Genomic DNA, 18,209 nt, shown 5'->3' with positions numbered 1-18,209 from the left:
TCGTTGTTATCCTTCTTTTTCTCTTTTGCCCTAAATTCACTAATATGTTGGTTTACTGTAGGGGCGGTTCGCGAACCGCCCAAGTTATAGGGTTAGCGCTTCTGTTTGTTATCGGGCGGTTCGCGAACCGCCCCTACAGTTTATTGATCCTGAATTAATTTGTAATCCTGAACAATACAGCGTCCTTCGCAGGAATCTGCACATCCAATGTCTTTGATACGGTTCTTTCTGCACCTTGCCATAGTTCGCGCAGTTGGTAAGAACTGTTCTCATCCAACCCCAAACGGCTCATTGACAATGCCAGCGACTGTTCTTTGTCCGAGTAGTTGAATACCGCCAGGTAGCAAGTACCATCTGCATCGAAACGAACGAACTGGTTCTCCGAATTCTGGCCGTTCCCTTCTACCGGACGGAACGCAACACCTGTGGCAACACGGTTCACCTCTGCATTGGTCAGGAACTTCTCCGAACGTTCTTTACCTTCTTTTGATCCTCCTGCACTATAATCATCACCGGTGATATAAATACCGGTAATCACTGCCGAAGTGATGCGGGCTCTGTTCTCCCCTTCCGTCGCATCGCGGAGAACAATATGGTCGGCATCATTATACACATATACCCTATCCTGCCACCAACCATAAGAGGTCGCATTCAATGTATATTCCGTATCCTTGATTTTATTCCATGCGTCGCAGGCAATTCGGCGGGATTGCGCATAATGGGCCGGGAACACCGGAGAGATAGAAAGGTTAAGGTACATATCACCGAAATACTTATTCAATAACTGCATTCCGTAATTGTATCCCTGAATACCGGTTTCAATGGATGGATTATACCATTTATCTGCCTCCATGGCTCCATGCGTCATGAAGTCCATCTTTACATACTCAAATCCTGCACGGCGGAACAATTCGGAAAAATGCTTCATCATTGTTTCTATAGCCGGATGAGTAGGATCGACAGCATAAGCTCCGTCCAGTTCCTGTGGTTTACCATTAGCGTAGAGATATACGTCTTTGTATTTGTATTCGGGTGCCTCTTTGATTTCGCGTTCCGGGTTTCTACCCCAATCCGTAAACGGAGTCCAGTACACACCGGCCACTTGTCCGTTGGCTTTGCAACGGTCCACGAAAGACTTCAGTTCTTCTTCCGAGAAACTGTTCCAACCGGAATCAAGGCCGACATATACAGTCTGATCAGGATTCACAAAATGATTATTCTGTAGGTTGTTCTTAAAGTAATCGGAAACTTCCATCGCCTTTGGGTAAGTGAGGCTAAACTGTAGCACCCCCCAGCTGTTCCATCCAAACGGAACAGCTTTATCCCATGCTTTGGGAGGGGCTATCACAGCATTTACATCGGCGTATTCTTCTAACCCTTTACGCCAGTCTGCAAAGTAACCTAACAAAACTTTTGGTGATTTCAGCTTGTTTCCTTTTAAAGCGCCGTGTGGCTTTGAATCGCGAGTCAGTTCGTCGGCAACGCCACCAAAGCAAACCAACGAACCCACATTATATATATTACCTTTACCTATTGTTATACCTGTTTTCCAGTTATCGTGTTCTACCGAACCGACAACCAGTGCATCACGATCTTCATTATTAAATATAGCAGTTACTTCATAGCTGGTCAGGCTGTTGAAATCTAACGGATGAGATTGGTATCTGATCCATTTATCATTGTCGAACGGTACAAACAGTGCACGGCTGGTACCATTCTCTGCCAATACCTCCGGCATACGATCTACATTGACAGGCGCCATGTAGTTGGAGGCTATTTCTGCTTTATCTTCCAGCGTAAAATCCGTCAACACATAATCCTTATCGGGATATACATAAAAAGACTGGGTTAGTTTAGGCAGATCGTTTTTAGTATAGATTGCCTGAAAAAGGAATCCTTCGCCGAAGGCATCTTTTATTGATTCTTTTATAATAGTCGGTTTGGAGTAATCCCGGCTATAAATGATCTCGTCTGTCAGCTTATATGAAGCATATATATCATCATAAATAAGCTTATTACTTTTACGGATATCAATGCCGTTTGACTTTGCATCATAAGATAAAGACCAGGTTCCTGCATCCAGATCATTAGACTCACATCCCGAAAATGTAATACTTGTAATAGCCAACGCGCATATACCAAACGCACTGAGAATAGACTTGTTATTTCCCATAATATTATAATTTATCCGGTTAGTGGCATATACCACAGTGAAAGCGAGGGAACCTCGTAGCAGCATGTTGCCGCCTTTCATGGTAGCAAAAGTAGAAATACCTGATAACCGGTTTAGACGTAAACTCAGCAATAAATAAGAAGATTGAAGCACGCAGCATTTGCGACTAACGCATTAATGCAAATGCTGCATTTTTTGATGCAATTGTTTTATCAGCGAGGTGATATACCCAAGTCTATTTTATTCTTTTGCATGTTAGTTTGGTTCTGTTTCTCAAATTCTTTGGGCGTCACTCCGAATTGTTTGAGGAATAACTTACTGAAATAAGAAGAAGAATTAATTCCCACCATATAACAGATATCGCCGATGCGGTATTTACCTTCCTGAATCAGTTCGGCAGCTTTCTTCAAACGGATCAATCGTATAAAATCAATAGGAGAAAGGTTAAACAATATCTTGATTTTGCGCAACAAACTGGAACGACTCATGTGAAGTATATCGGCCATACGTTCTACATTAAAGTTGTCGTCTGTAATGTTATCCTGGATTACCTGGATTACTTTGTTCATAAATTCTTCATCCGCCTTGTTCATCTGCATATTATTGACCGGGAAGAACGGGCGTTTAGAGAATGCTTCACGTTCTTTCTTGCGGTTACTCAATAAAGAAAGGATTTGTGTTTTCAGGTAATTATAGGAGAAAGGCTTTTCAACATAAGCCTCTGCTCCTATCTTTAAACCATTGATCTTGCTATCTAAATCATTCTTGGCCGTTAGGAAAATAAGGGGGATGTGACAGAGTTCCATATCCGATTTCATTTCCTTGCACAGTTCGTAGCCATTCATCACCGGCATCATAATATCACTGACTACCAGATCAATATAGTTATTCCGTAAGACTTCGAGCGCTTCTTCTCCATTCACTGCCGTCTCTACGGTAAATTGTTCTTTCAGGCGATTTAGAATAAAAGAAAGCATCTCTTCGTTATCTTCCACCAACAATATGGTATAGCCTTTCATATTATCGTTCTCTACGGAAGTTTCTTCATCCAATACCACTACATTTTGCTGCACCGTTTTCTCGATTTCCTGCTGAACACCTTCTTTATTTAATGGGATAGTCAGGACAAATGTGTTTTCCCGCTGTTCGGTATCCAGATAAAGTGTACCTTTATGTAAAGCTGCCAGAGAACGGGCCAACGGCAAGCCAATCCCCACTCCCTGACGGGTTTCTTTTTTCTTGTCCATCTGATAGAAAGGTTCAAAGATTTGCTGACTGGCATCAAGTGCAATCCGTTCGCCATCGCTCACCACACGAACGGTAAACGTGGTTTCGTCTTTAACCAACTCTACGAGAATGGTGTGGCGGGCATATTTTAATGCATTATTTAAGAGATTACTCAGAATCTTAGTGATTGCTTCTTTATCAATCGCGGCTACAACGCTTTCTTCAGGAATGTTCAGAAGTAGTTCTTTCTTCTTTTGTAAGATGGTTGGCTCGAAACGGGCTACGGTTTCATTCAGCAATGCAGTCACATCTATACTTTCAAACTTCATATCGAACTTATGCGCACCAATCTTCTGGAAATCAAGCAACTGTCCGGCCAAGTCAAGCAACCGCTTGGTGTTTTGCCCGATTACGGATAGATTCTTATTTAAAGCCGCATCCCGGATTTCCATCTCCTGGATGGTTTCTAACGGACCATTAATCAACGTAAGTGGTGTGCGGATTTCATGAGCAATCTCTGTAAAGAAGCTCACTTTAGACTCGTATAGTTCTTTTTCTTTTTCTATCTCAAATAACTTTTGTTGTTCTTCCATCTGCCTGTCCTTACGGCGTTTATACCAAAGGAACCAGCAAAGCAAAATACAAAAGCCGCATATCACATAAACAAAATAAGCCCAAACAGACAGCCACCAGGGTGGAAGAATAACGACATTCAACGAACGGGAGGAAAGCGCTCCGTTCGGACCATTCGTGGCCTGAACCTTAAAGATATAATCGCCTGGTGGTAGTTTGGCGTACGAGATGTTCTGATTACTTGCGGCTTTAATCCAATCTTTATCCAGGGGTTCCATCTTATAATAGTATTGATTGGACTCAGAGGTGGAATAATTAAGCAGTGCAACATCAAAGCTCAGGTTAGACTGATTATAAGGCAACACAATCTTATCTGTATGGGTAATGCATTGTTTCAATGGCGAATTAGGAGCATGTACGGTTATCTCCTGATTATAAATACTAAACTTAGATATATAGATCGGAGCAACATAGTTCATATACTGAGTGGAATTCGGATCAAATGCAATCAATCCTTCTATTCCGCCAAAGTAAAACTTACCGTCTTTACCTTTCAATGCCGACTTATAGTTAAACTGATTTCCTAATAAGCCATCTTTTGTAGTGTACGTCTGTACATACTTCGTATCCGGGTTAAAGCGAACCAAACCTCTGTTTGTTCCAAACCATAGTTCGCCGCGATCGTCTTCCAACACCTTATAGGTCACATCGTCCGGCAGTCCGTCTTTTATTGAAAAGTTTGTAAAATCGTCTGTTTGAGGGTTATAGCGACAAAGACCTCCACGGTCGGTTGATGCCCATATCCTACCGTTACTGTCCTGCATTATCGAACTGATAGAATTGGAACCGAGCTTATTCTCCTCACCTTCAATATAATCGTATTTCTTGAATGAGTTATCTTTCGGATCATGTTTCCAGACTCCACTACCCATAGAGGCAAACCAAATCACTCCATCTTTATCTTCAAAAGCATCGAATATCCAATCGTAGCCGGTTTCTTTCACGTTCTTGAAAGCGAATGAATTGGGCTCGGCTTTATAGAGTCCCCAACCTGTACCGATCCAACGAAATCCTTTACTATCAATATAAAAACTATATATACTTCCCTCGGCCAGACCTAATTGTTCGGCTGTATAATAGGTGACTTTCCGGGTAGGGACATGAATAACATCCAGGCCCTGTTTGAATAATCCGCAATACACATAATCGCCTTGTGCAAACATAGCAAGTGTAACCAGGTGGCTCTCACCTTGATCATTGCACCTCACCTGGCTAACCTTTCCGGTAGTGATGTCAAGTACATTGATGCCATCATCTTCTGTGCCAATCCAGATGTTTCCATCCGCATCGGTCACAATTTCGCGTATCCGTTTGGTAGTCAACGAACTTGCATCACTGCCTGGTACATACTTATTAAATGATAAATTATGATGAGGCAGATAATTGACACCGCCAAACATGGTTCCCAACCAAATACCTCCTTCCCTATCTCTATACATTGTATAGATAATCCTATCCGACAGACTAAAAGGACGCATTAAATCCTGCTGTAGATGGACGGTTTGATTTTTGCTTTCATTTATAATAAATAAGCCATCGTGTGTACCGACCCACAATTCATCATCAAAGCACATCACATTGCGTATAAACGTCTTACTGGCTTCCGGTAGATTTATCTTTGCCAACCGGTTTGATTCGGGATGATATTTCATCACTTCACCTTCGTGAATGGCTATGGCAATCCAATCGCCATAGTCGCAAATGGCATTGATATTCTTGCCACGCAGGGAGTAACCATCTTTAGCATCGATGTGTTGTTCGAAACGATCTGTCTTTTCATTATATTTAAAAAGCCCGACTCCCCAGGTTGCTACCCACACTTCGCCATTGGCACGTACATGTACCCATTCGGGAACTTCGGTCTTAAAATTATCTCTATTGGTTACCTCATAATAAAAAAGTGCGCCATCCTTATACCGGAAGACGCCCTGATCGGGAATTACAACCCAAATATTACCGATGGAATCTGCCACGATATTAGCCACCCAATTATCCATACCTATTCCATCTTTAGTTTTCAGATTTACCACCGTAAATATATCTAAAGCCGGATCATAGAGGTAAACGCCCCGGTCTGTTCCTACCCAGATCTGCCTGTCTTTATCTTCGAACAGGGTGGAGATATTGTGGTTTCCGGTTCCTGCCACATAATCATTACAGTCTTTTTGTATAATGGAGGTACCATCGTAACGGTTCAATCCGTTTTTTGTTCCGAACCACATAAAGCCGTAACTGTCTTGAAGAATGGTTTTAACGTTACTCTGCGATAATCCGTTTTCGCCCGAAATATGGGAAAAGTAGTAGTGCGATGTGCCAATGTCGGCAGCACGGCAAAATAATACAAGACAGAGAAAGAATAGTGTTGTTATTGGCTTATTCATAGTAAACTCTATATTAGATAGCGGCAGTAAGGCACTGCACTCAAGGCTTGATTAATAAACGTTCGATTAATAACACAAAGATAACTTGTTAAGGGAAATAAACAAAAAGTCACTGATTATTTCACTAAAGGAATTCTAACTTACTAATATACTTTACGATACTAATCTTTATTCTATCCTGATAATCTATTGAAGATTGTTCTTATACTCATAGTTATTCTATTTTTTACAGTTCTTTAATCGAACGTTTATTGAACAAAAATGTATACTACTGATAAACGTAAAACCTACCACTCTCAATCCGATTGAGAATGGCAGGTAAAACACACGAATCACTCGATTGCCTATCTAATTTCCAGCAAATCATTCTTTTTCATGGCCAGGACAAGTAATCCGTTTGCATCCGGAGCACTTTCCAAGCGCTGTCCGTTCAAGGTAATCGTATATTTCTTTCCTTGAGGAACCTTTATTGTAAATTGGTTATCGACAGTTGCTTTCAGAGAAGCGAGATTGATTACAGCGTTCTTCCAATCGGCAGCAACCTCTGCCCCACCTCGTATGCACAATCCTTTAAAGCTACCATCTTTCCACTCTTGTGGCAAACAGGGCAAGAACTCTACATAGCCTTCATGGCATTGTACCAGCATTTCGGCCATTCCTGCCGGACCTGCCGTATTACCATCGAATGCAAAAATATCATTGGGAGCACCTGCTATCCCTCCCGGTGAGATTGTAAACAGATTCTCACGGGATAACTTGCCTTGTAGTTGATTCACGCTTTTATACGCCTCAACAGGGTCTTTCAGGCGGGCATAGAAGCAAATCATATTGGCACGGCTCCATTCGGTGTCTTCCCAGTCTTTAGCAGACAGGCGATCTTCGATTGTCCGGCGTGCTGCCGCGGCCAGTTCGGGTGTCTTTTCCAGCGTAATTTGAGAGAAAGGATACAGGGCCAGCAGATGTGAGGTATGCCGATGGTTGGGAAGTGCTTCATCGTAATCTTCAAACCACTCGCGTACAGCACCATTGGCACGGATCTGAATGGGAGGAAGTTTTGCCAATGCCTGTTGCAGGCTGTCACTGAATGTTGCATCTATACCCAGAATATCGGCCGATTGAATACAAGTTGAGAAGATTTCATAAGCTAACTGACGGTCACAAGCGGGCATCATGGATGCAACCAATTCCTCGCCATTCACTTTGAACCAGTTTTCGGGCGAGATGCTTGGTCCTGACATCAAATAGCCATTCTCCGGGTTTTCCACCATATAATCTAACAGGAATTCTGCATTACTCTTCAGTAACGGATAAGCTACATTGGCCAGGTATTCTTTATCTTGTGTATATTCATATTGGGTCCACAGATGAGTGGCGAGCCATGAACTGGCTGTAGGGAATAATCCCCAGATAACACTGCCCGAAGAGGGAGTATATCCCCAAACATTGGCTGTGGTATGAGCTGTCCATCCTTTACAGCCATATACTACCTCGGCAGTTTTAGCTCCATGAATGGACAGGTCTTTGATATAATCGAAAAGGGGTTTATTGCATTCTGCCAGGTTACCGACATTAGAAAGCCAGTAGTTTTGTTCGGTATTAATATCTAAATGATAGTCGTTTGTCCACCCCATGTTGCACGCCTGGTTGTCATTAAAGAAGCCTTGCAAAGCGATAGGTAGCGGAGAGTCTTCACGGGAACTGGCAATCGTCAGATAACGTCCGTACTGGAAAGCCAATGTATTGAGATAAGTATCTGTACCTCCGTCTTTTACATTTTTCCAGCGAACATCGGTTGGGGTGGTGTCTTTACCTGTGTTACCGAGTTTAAGTTCTACACGATCAAACAAGGAGGCATAGTCTTTTACATGGGCATCGCGAAGAGAGGTATAGGTTTTGGTTTCTGCCTTGCGGACTGTTTCTGCACAGATGTTTTTAAATTCAGGGCTTTTGTAGTCCGTACGTACGTCAACAATCAGGGTTACTGCATCTGCTTCGCTGATCTGTATGTGTGTACCATCCACTCCGATGGAACCATTATCGGTTATGACAGCAATGCGTCCGTCAAAGCTTACGCCACCTTTACCATGTAGCGGAAAATCGACCTTTCCGGCGAACATCAACTGGTTATTATTTGTAGTTATATCTGCCTGGCGTAACAAGTCCAAAGAGAGTCCCATAGTGATTGCTTTTGGTTTACTAGCCGAGAAACGGAGTACAAGGACGCCATCGGGATTCGTTGCAAAATATTCGCGTTCATACTGAACATCGCCTATGGTGAAACTGACTTTACTGATGGCTTCGTCCAGGCTTAATGATCTGCGGTAATGGGTTACTTCACTTGTTGGGTAATCAGAATGTATCTTCAAGTCTCCGATAGGCAGATGGGTTCCAAATGTGGTTTGCTGACCGTTCATATTTTCTGCTGCAACCCGGTTACCTTCGGAGAGTTTTCCTGCAAAGAATAATTGACGCAGTTCATCCAGCTTTTTACGGCCAAAAGGCTTGTTCTGATTCTCATTATATTCGCCGGACCACATCGTCGATTCATTCAGCGAGATGGTTTCTTCCTGAACGCCTCCATAAATCATGGCTCCCAGACGGCCATTGCCGATGGGTAACGATTCCATCCATTCGTTTGCCGGTTGTTGATACCAGAGTTCCATTGCCTGCCCGCTATCCTTTACTTCCTGGCAACCGGAAAAGAGCAGGGCAACAGCCAGCCCAAAAGAACTAATACATTTGATGTTTCTCATGTCAACGCTTTAATAATTAAAGTTAGATATTGATTTAAGGGTCAAAAATATCCTAAAAAGGAGCCAGAGAAATGCACAAATGCGTCTATAATTGAAACAGATGGGGCAAACATGCCCCAAAAGCACAATCTGTTTTAATACTTGCATCAAATCAACTATAAAAACAGAACAGGTAAAAGTAAATATGAATAAGTGCATTGGATGAAAGTATAAACAAAGTGATAGAAATGACATTTTGATAATAGAGTGGAACTGTAATCGCAAATTCCGGGCTCAGGGCAGAAAGGGAAGAAAAAATGGCAAAAGAATCATGTTTGCAAAAATCCATAAGATTCTAATTCACGAAATAAACTATCTGAATGTTTAAAATACGATAAAATAAAGCATAAATAGCTATACAAATTCAAATCAACACAGCAAATATACACTTTAATTGTTTCACTCAAATACTTGTCCATCAGGTCATCAGGATGTATTCTACTAAAGATCTCGTCTTCCCATATTGATTTTATCAACGCCGGTTAAAGTGGCTAAAAGAAAATGCAGAATAAAGAAACTTCAAATAAAAACATGTATTTTTGTATCATTACTTAATGATTACAAGAATACATGGATTTAAAACAAATAACACTTCAAGTTTGCCGCATTGCCACAGATACCGGCATATACCTCTCTTCCGAACGAAAATTATTCAAAAAAGAAAACGTTCTTGAAAAACGCGACCATGATTACGTTTCTTACGTGGATCGTGAAGCAGAGAAGATGACAGTAAAAGCATTATCCGCCCTGTTGCCCGAAGCCGGATTCATCACAGAAGAAGGTACAATCGAGCAATCTAACACCGGACTTAATTGGGTGATCGACCCTCTGGACGGCACAACAAACTTCATACAAGATTTCCCCCCTTATTGTGTGAGTATTGCCCTCCGCGAAGGCGAGGATATTCTGCTTGGCGTAGTCTACGAAGTCTGTAGAAACGAATGCTTTTATGCCTGGAAAGGTGGTGGCGCTTACCTGAACGAACACCTCATCCATGTCTCGGATAACCCTATGGAAAAAGCTTTCATTGGTCTTGAATTACCTTACGAAACAGAGAAGTACAAGCCTGTCATATTAAATGCATTCAATCAATTATACGGCAAAGTATCAAGCATACGTATCTGTGGATCAGCGGCCACTGCCCTCTGTTATGTAGCTGCCGGAAGATATGATGCCTGGGGAGAAGCCTACCTCAAAATATGGGACTATGCGGCAGGAGTTATCATCGTACGCGAAGCAGGCGGAAAGGTTACTGATTTTACCGGAGGCGAAAAGATGGCAGGTACTCATCACATTATAGCATCCAATGAGATAATACATGAAGAGTTCAGGACCGTATTACTTGATAACAACAGTACCATTTACTAATATCCAAAGAAAGAACGGATTAGTACATATATCACAGATTGGCAAGATATTCTTTCATCTCCGTATTCCAGACAATCAGGTTTTCCGGTTTTTCGCCAAAGACAACGGTATTAACTACCGTTTCAGTCATTAACGCCATATTATGTGCGGCGTCAGCAGAGAAACCGACACCTGTTAAAGTCGGAATCCATTGTTCACGGGGTATCTGTTGAGGAATTACCTCCCGGTTCAGGTACTCGCCAAAGATTTGTGCCACATCAGCCGAGCTATAAGCTACCGGGCCTGTAATCTCATATACCGGGGCCGACAAAGCTTCGCTACGCATAACGATTGCAGCAAATTCTGCTACGTCGCCAGGCGAAACCATAGCTATTTTCTGACTGGGATCGAAGAAAGTAGGAAGTACACCATATTCCCGCGCTACCTCCACGTAACCAATCCAGTTACTATAATAATAAGCCGGACGAATAAAAGTTGCCTGCACCGGAAGATCGGCAAAAGCTCTTTCCAGTTTATACGAAATGAAGAGATTTCCGCTTCCCTCCCCAAGCTGTGCTCCCATAGACGACAAACCGACAATTCGTTTGACCCCCGTTTTCATAATGGCTTTCCGATAATTCGCAATTACTTTCTCAGCATCTTCCATCACATTTTCCGAATGCATGCTTTCCGGAGTCAAAAGAAAAACAGAATGTGCACCCTTGAAAGCCTTCGTTAAAGCATCCACATCAAAAACATCGGCAATACACACTTCTGTGTCGCTACTAAACATCTTTGCTTTATCGGCATCTCTTATAACTGCGGTAACGGGCATCTCTCTTTTATTAAGCTCTTTTACAAGTGCCATTCCCACCCGTCCACTAGCTCCTACAACTATATTCATATCTTAGTTTTGTTATTTCGGTACGATGAAAGAAATCCACTTATGACACACCCTCATTCTCTTTATTTCAGCGTTTATTCATCACATCAAGAAGCGCACCTGACAGATAAAACGTATCATTCTTATCAATATAAACCGTGACAGAACCAATATCAAACGGCTTCCCATTGAGATAGGCTACAGACTTAAAAGCGGGAACTTCGAGCGTAGTCTTCCCTTGTTTCACTACCAACACCGGAAAATCGGCATTTGTCTTATCTATCGAATATTTGTATCCGCTGAATACATCGGTATGCTTTGAAAATATCTTCCGGGTTAGTTCCGCCATAGGTGTTTGCAGACCCGCAATACTATATAAATAGTTGAAAATGTCAGTATTCGTATTCATTCCCATAGGCACATCACCCTTCGGATGATAAGCAGCCAGGAACACCTCCTCGCCCGAATGTCCGCCGGTAGTGAATCCCCAAAGCGGTGTGCGCGATTTCATAATATCAACAATAACAGAAGAAATATTGACCGAGCTTGAAACCTCCATATAATTGTTTGCTTTCTGATGGTGCACCTTGGTTAAAAGTTCCACTTCTTCGGCGGTTAAATCAATGCCCAGATGTAGTTTGAATAGAGATTTAAATTCGTCAGGGGTTGATTTTTCCAGTATCTTTTCAAGTCCTTCCGAAGTTTTTTTGAATTTAGAGAAATCGCGAAAGAACTCATGAATTGTTTTCCTGTCATATCCTCTGGAACTTGCGCTGCTACCCATGGTAAATCCACTGTTTCCGTGGTCGGGTAGAATAATTACAGTGGTGTTTTCATCTTTCCGGGCAAAGTCTATAGCCACCTGAACGGCTTTATCGAAAGCCAGATATTCGGTAATCATTCCAATAGCATCATTAGAATGTGCTGCCCAATCTATTTTACTGCCTTCGACCATAAGGAAAAAACCTTCTTCCCGGCGCGACAGTTTATCAAGGGCTATTTGAGTCATTTCTTCCAAAGAAGGAACTTCTTCGGGGTTTCTGTCCAGATCGTACACCTGGTGCATATCTCCGAATAAGGCCCAAAGTTTATCGCTGCTATCAGACTTGAAAGCTTTATAGTCATTCTGTATCAAGTTCACATCCTTACTTTGCAGGTGGCTTTTAATATCATCGGTAAGAATGGAATTGCCGCCTCCAAAAATCACATCAAAGTTCTGATACGCGATTTGAGAACCAATCTGTGCATACTTCTTACGGTTATAATGATGAGCAGAACAATCGGCAGGAGTGGCATGCGGAAACTCTACAGTTGCAACCAGGCCGATGGCCTTATTCTTTTCTATCTTCGCTGCCTCAATAACCGTAGCCAAAGGCTGATAAGCTTTGGCCGGATCAACATAGATCAAATCATTTTCCGGATCGGCCACAGGATATATGGATATATTGCCCGTTTGCTGTGGCATACCTGTCATATAAGCCGAAGTAGTTGGAGCAGAATCGCCTATAGGAGCGTTGGACGAAAAGGTTTTTACCGTACCACAAATATAAGGGTCGACCGCCAGGTTCTCTCCACCCAGTTTATTATAAATTTTATACCAACGCGAATTAGACAATACGCCTATCGAACATCCGTCGGGAATCATCAATATTACATTTTTAGTTGGCCTGACTTCTTTCTTATATGATTGGCTTAATAATACATCTGATGATACAACAAGTATCAACAACAATAAAAACACTTTTTTCATAACAACAAATCCTTTTACTATTTACTACAAGGTGTGAATAAATATCCTTTTTCCGGTGACGCTTTTATCTCTCCCATAGCAGGATAGGCAATATGCATTCCGGCGATTGTGATTTCATTTTCTGCCACATATTCCAGTATCCGTTTCCGGCTATTGACGGCCATTTCCGGATTGGAATCATAAGTCAGGGCAATCTCCGGATAAGGCATCTGCACGGCCATGGCATGGGTCAGATCGGCCCAAATCAGCAGTTCCTCATCGCCGGACTGTAGCAAACATGCCATATGACCGGGAGTATGTCCGTAAGCCTCAATAAAATAGATACCGTCTCCTTGTTTCTTTTCCAACTGTTCGGGAGTTACAACCTGCACCCTTTCACCATACAGATTTACAATGCGGGAGGCATTCTCTTGCTTGGCTTCCTCTATCCAATAAACGTATTCCGGGGCAGAGAGAATGAGATGGGCATTTGGAAAAGCAACCACGCCGTCTTTCAGCGTGCCCCCGGTATGGTCGCCATGCATATGAGTGAGAACGACAACGTTTATTTGCTCCGGAGAGACACCGATGGCATCTAAATTAGTCCACAGGTTGCGACCAAATCCCGTATCTATAAGATAAATCTTATCCGGAGTTTTCACTAAAAAGGTATTCACCGCCGTTTTGTATGTCCCATCGGGCACTGTTTCCCGGAGAATCTCGGGTGTGGCGCCAATCAGTTTATCTGTCTTGTTATCCGACTGGCCTTCGGAGAGTAGAATAACTTCATAATCCCCTACTTTATAAGAGAATATGTTATTGTTTTGAGCATAACATAACGATAGGGTGCATACACTTGCCATAAATAATGCCGTCAGTCTCTTTATCATATTATTGAATTGCTTGTAATGTTACTTATTATTGTTACTTTTCAATTTCAAAATCATTCATTCAGCTTCTTTTTTCCTTTACTCTTCTTCCACGGCTTCTGCACTGAAATTACGATCAGGACAATTAACAATGAAACTTGTACAGTTCCCCAAAGTTGTGTTGATTCTACATTGGCAAGAAATGCCGGATCGGTTAACGCTGCATCCCGAAGCTGGCTGGCTATAATTACATTATCATTTATGTAAGGCCCCAATACAAATGTACCGAACACCATTTGCAGAATAGTCATTACCCACTTCACGATAATCCACGGATGTTTAAAGAACCCCCAGTTGGTCCATATACTATAGATTAAACCGGTAATCAATGCTCCGAGAGCACCGCAAACAATAAAATAGTCATCCACGATTTGCAATATCCGCGAACGCATATAGAGTTCGCCGCCCGTCTCCGGATGTGTTACAAAAGCCAATACACAAAGGACGACACCACCGATAATCCAAGAGAAAGCAAAGAATATATGAAACATTTTCAAGATCTTAACACCCTGGGGGCTAAGTTTCTTTATTCCCATAATTGTAGTTTTAATGTTGATTAATCATCAACTTCAAATATAGGATAAAACATTGAGTAGTCAATGTTCAAGAAGAAAAAAGTTTTTCAGACCGCACATCACTACCCACTAACCCGCCCGGAATTTGTTTGTCGCAACCCAAAAAAGCATCTGTTTTAAACGACAAATTCTTTAATGAGTTGTATCTTTGCCGGAAACTTATTTATATCATAAAAACTATGCTTGTTATTAATAACTTTAAAGAATTTGAATCATTCGTTGGAAAAGAAATCGGAGTTTCGGATTATCTGAAAATCACACAGGATCAGATCAACCTCTTTGCAGACGCTACGCTGGATCATCAGTGGATTCATGTAGATGTAGAAAAAGCTAAGGCCGAGAGCCCTTATAAAAATACAATCTCACATGGTTATCTGACCCTCTCTGTTTTGCCTTATCTATGGGGACAAATCGTTGAGGTGAAGAATATAAAATCATTGATTAACTACGGAATTGAAAAATTGAAATTCAACCAGCCCGTCATTGTAGATAGTGAAGTACGCCTGAGAACATCCTTGCAATCCATTGTCAACCTGCGGGGAATAGCCAAAGCAGAAATGAAAGTGACTATGGAAATTAAAGATTCCAGAAAAAGCGCTTTCGATGCTGTAATCGTCTTCTTATATCACTTTGAAGAGGGATATATTTAATACGCACATTGAATGGAAAATGCTATGACATACCATGAAATAACGCCATTCCTGCATGCATCAATGGTATTATTTGTAATAGTATTGGCCATATTTATATCCATTGCAGGTGCCCGGTTGAAACGTACCGGGCATCTGCAACCCTTTTCGAAAGGATTCGGTATTTCCTTGCTTGGTCTTTGGATTGCCTATAACATCTATTATTTTTTACCTGCCAATTTCAAACTCGACACAAGCCTACCCCTCCATGTATGCGATTTTATGGCTATTATCGCATCCATATCCCTGATAAAACCCAATAAACGAACAAGCGCATTATTATACTTCTGCGCTTTGGCCCTGACCAGCCAGGCCATAATCACCCCTACCGGCAATCAAGACCCAACGACTTTCCGGTTCTGGTTGTTTTGGTTTCTACACGGAGGAATAATATCGGCAGCCATATATGACCTCGTCGTGCGGAGCTATCGCCCCGTCTTTAAAGATTACTTATTCGTTGTTGGCTGCGACCTTCTTTACGTCGCCCTCATCTTACCTTTGGATATTATATTCGGATGGAACTATGGTTTTATAGGCAATATAAAGCCAGACACACCTACCATTATTGATGCCCTGGGGCCGTGGCCCCAACGGTTGATATGGATGGTTGGACTCGTCGTTATCGTTCAGTTCATTATGTATCTGCCATGGAAATGGCGTAAACACTGAATGAACAAAAAAGCCTTTGTACCTGTTTTAGAAAAAAAGGAAACATTAAACAAAGGATATAAATATCCCCCAAATTAAAGGTAAATATGATGAAACGTATATTTTTATCAATCATGTTATTATCAATGGTTGTGGCCGTAAGTGCGCAGGATGATAAGGATAAAATGGAAGATGGTAAATGGTACCTGAAGGGCGTTACCGGTTTGAACATGTCGCAAACGGCACTGAGCAATTGGTCCGCCGGAGGTGAAAGCTCGCTAGCCGGAACAGTGTACCTGAACGGAACACTCAACCGTAAAAGTGGAAACTGGCTTTGGTCCAATGCTCTGGCACTGGAATATGGTATGAACAAAACAAAATCGCAAGGCGTACAAAAGGTTAGCGATAAGATAGACTTCACCACCCAATTGGGTTATTCTACCAATGATAAGTGGTATTACACCATTATGGGAGATTTTAAATCGCAGTTTTATAAAGGATACAAATATCCGGACAGAGAGCATTACATTTCCAAGTTCATGGCACCGGCTTATTCCAACTTATCGTTGGGTATGGAGTATCGCCCCAATACAATTTATTCAATTTATTTATCCCCCTTGGCGGCAAAGTTTACTTTTGTGGAAGATGATTATTTGTCCAGTCTGGGATCGTTTGGCCTTGATCCGGGAGATAAATTTAAAGCTGAGATGGGTGCTTACCTGAAAACTCGTTTCCAGAAGAAAATCATGGAAAATGTAGAGCTTATATCTACTGCTGATTTCTTTACTGCATACGATAAATCCTTTGGAAACATCGATGTCAACTGGGATGTTATGTTGAATATGAAAATCAATAAGTTCCTGTCGGCAACGGTAAATACAACTTTGAAGTATGACAATGATGTCAAGACAATCAAAATTGCGGAAGATGGCACGGAAGTGAAACACGGCGCCAAAGTCCAGTTCAAAGAAATGCTGGGAATAGGCATCGCTTATAACTTCTAACCGGAATACGCGGTTGGAAAATAAGATTAAGTCCGATAGCCCACACCCGAAGCACTAAATATACATTCTATCTACATAATAACTTTCCTCGTTATTTTGCTCAGGCTCATCAGCCAGATAATCAGCATGGAGAGGAGAAAAGCAACGATTGATGTTAAAATGATCTGAATGGGCGCAGGCACAGGAATAAATGTATAAACAAAATCATACCCTATCTGTACGAAAACAAAATGGCAAAGGAATATACCAAAAGTTAGCGATGCAATTTTGGATAGCAAGGCCGACTGTTTGATCTTGATATTTTGCATGATGAGATACACAGGGAATGTCATCAGAAACACGCTGATGCCATAGAAGTACCAGGGTATTTCAATTATGTTCCATTGCCCGGGGAAATTCCTGCTGGCATAAATAAAGCCAAAAGCAGCAGCGAGATATCCTACAACAAACATAGGAATGCCTATTCCAAACCTTTTGGATGCATTCCAGTTTAATGGATATTTCTTCAGATAATAAGCCAGTATCACATAACCTAAGAATCCGGAAAAATAGTACAACATTCCAAAACTGTTCCATGTGCAGGCACCAAGCAGACCATCGCCTGTATACCCCAGATAGGGAGCAACAAGAGCGATATACGGTAAACACAAGGACACAATCCAGATGCCCAGAAAGTACTGTATATCCTTCTTTGATGCCTGCACCAACCAGGCACTCATTATCGGCAGGAAAAGATAGATGCCGATAAGCATGTAAACGTACCACATGGGCGTAGTATCCTGATTGAAATTAAAGATAAAGGTATACATTTTGTTTATTGTAGCCGCTACCGTATAGTTATCCGGGTTGATGGCTGGGTTAGTACTTTCAATGCCTGTTGAAAAATACAAATAGTTAAGTACAGGCAATACCAATGACCAAAAGATGAAAGGTACAAATAAACGTTTGGCACGCCTTGCATAGAAGTCTTTCATATTCATATTGGTAGGTAAAAGTAGTACGCCCGATATCATTACAAATAACGGAACACATGGTCTTACTAAACTACCGATATATGCGCCCCACAGAAACTCAGAGTCTTTCACTCCGATTTGCGCCACAAACGGATCGCAGGCATGTGCTACTACAACCAGGAAACAGGCAACTACACGAAGTAAGTCAACCCAAGCGATATGTTCTCTTTTAAGATTAGTCATGAT

12 protein-coding genes are annotated in these 18,209 nt (G+C 41.8%); 4 read left to right on the top strand and 8 right to left on the bottom strand.

The annotated features are described in order from the left end of the window. Positions 1-154: 154 nt before the first annotated feature. From D0T87_RS12025 to D0T87_RS12015, 3 genes are all read right to left on the bottom strand, one after another. Positions 155-2,173 carry an alpha-galactosidase gene (locus D0T87_RS12025; protein WP_163175378.1) on the bottom strand — a complete coding sequence of 673 codons (2,019 nt, stop codon included), beginning with the start codon at positions 2,171-2,173 and terminating at the stop codon, positions 155-157. A gap of 212 nt (positions 2,174-2,385) precedes the next feature. Continuing rightward, positions 2,386-6,414 carry a two-component regulator propeller domain-containing protein gene (locus D0T87_RS12020; protein ID WP_163175377.1) on the bottom strand — a complete coding sequence of 1,343 codons (4,029 nt, stop codon included), beginning with the start codon at positions 6,412-6,414 and terminating at the stop codon, positions 2,386-2,388. A 344-nt stretch (positions 6,415-6,758) separates the two neighbouring features. Beyond that, a complete protein-coding gene (locus D0T87_RS12015) occupies positions 6,759-9,167 on the bottom strand; it encodes a glycoside hydrolase N-terminal domain-containing protein (protein ID WP_163175376.1) in 2,409 nt (802 codons plus the stop codon). Between the two features lie 609 nt (positions 9,168-9,776). Between D0T87_RS12015 and D0T87_RS12010 the strand changes: the two genes are divergently transcribed. Then, entirely contained in the window at positions 9,777-10,574 is a 798-nt protein-coding gene (locus D0T87_RS12010) for an inositol monophosphatase family protein (RefSeq protein ID WP_163175375.1), read from the top strand. A 31-nt stretch (positions 10,575-10,605) separates the two neighbouring features. Here D0T87_RS12010 and D0T87_RS12005 read toward each other — a convergent pair whose 3' ends face one another. The 4 genes from D0T87_RS12005 to D0T87_RS11990 all read right to left on the bottom strand — a co-directional run bounded on the left by D0T87_RS12005 (position 10,606) and on the right by D0T87_RS11990 (position 14,630). Next, on the bottom strand, positions 10,606-11,457 hold the full coding sequence (locus D0T87_RS12005) for an NAD(P)H-binding protein (protein WP_163175374.1): 852 nt from the start codon (positions 11,455-11,457) through the stop codon (positions 10,606-10,608). 67 nt (positions 11,458-11,524) lie between these two features. Beyond that, the gene (locus D0T87_RS12000; protein WP_163175373.1) at positions 11,525-13,186 is read right to left on the bottom strand and encodes an alkaline phosphatase; all 1,662 of its coding nucleotides are present in this window, start codon (positions 13,184-13,186) and stop codon (positions 11,525-11,527) included. 17 nt (positions 13,187-13,203) lie between these two features. Next, on the bottom strand, positions 13,204-14,055 hold the full coding sequence (locus D0T87_RS11995; RefSeq protein WP_163175372.1) for an MBL fold metallo-hydrolase: 852 nt from the start codon (positions 14,053-14,055) through the stop codon (positions 13,204-13,206). 53 nt (positions 14,056-14,108) lie between these two features. After that, positions 14,109-14,630: a DUF2269 family protein gene (locus tag D0T87_RS11990; protein WP_203558677.1), complete on the bottom strand. Its 522-nt coding sequence runs from the start codon at positions 14,628-14,630 to the stop codon at positions 14,109-14,111. A gap of 218 nt (positions 14,631-14,848) precedes the next feature. Between D0T87_RS11990 and D0T87_RS11985 the strand changes: the two genes are divergently transcribed. From D0T87_RS11985 to D0T87_RS11975, 3 genes are all read left to right on the top strand, one after another. Further along, complete coding sequence (locus D0T87_RS11985) at positions 14,849-15,319, top strand: MaoC family dehydratase (protein ID WP_163175371.1); 471 nt, start codon at positions 14,849-14,851, stop codon at positions 15,317-15,319. A 12-nt stretch (positions 15,320-15,331) separates the two neighbouring features. Beyond that, a complete protein-coding gene (locus D0T87_RS11980) occupies positions 15,332-16,027 on the top strand; it encodes a TIGR02206 family membrane protein (protein ID WP_163175370.1) in 696 nt (231 codons plus the stop codon). Positions 16,028-16,116: 89 nt separating this feature from the next. Beyond that, positions 16,117-17,010, top strand: coding sequence for a DUF3078 domain-containing protein (locus tag D0T87_RS11975; RefSeq protein WP_163175392.1), 894 nt, complete (start codon positions 16,117-16,119; stop codon positions 17,008-17,010). Positions 17,011-17,081: 71 nt separating this feature from the next. Here the strand turns inward: D0T87_RS11975 and D0T87_RS11970 are convergent, their stop codons facing one another. Then, positions 17,082-18,206: an acyltransferase gene (locus tag D0T87_RS11970; RefSeq protein ID WP_163175369.1), complete on the bottom strand. Its 1,125-nt coding sequence runs from the start codon at positions 18,204-18,206 to the stop codon at positions 17,082-17,084. Positions 18,207-18,209: the final 3 nt, after the last annotated feature.

This window comes from Bacteroides sp. 51, assembly GCF_010500965.1.
Classification (GTDB): domain Bacteria; phylum Bacteroidota; class Bacteroidia; order Bacteroidales; family Bacteroidaceae; genus Bacteroides.
Note: the sequence above shows the minus strand (reverse complement) of the source record. Positions and strands in the feature narration are given on the sequence as shown.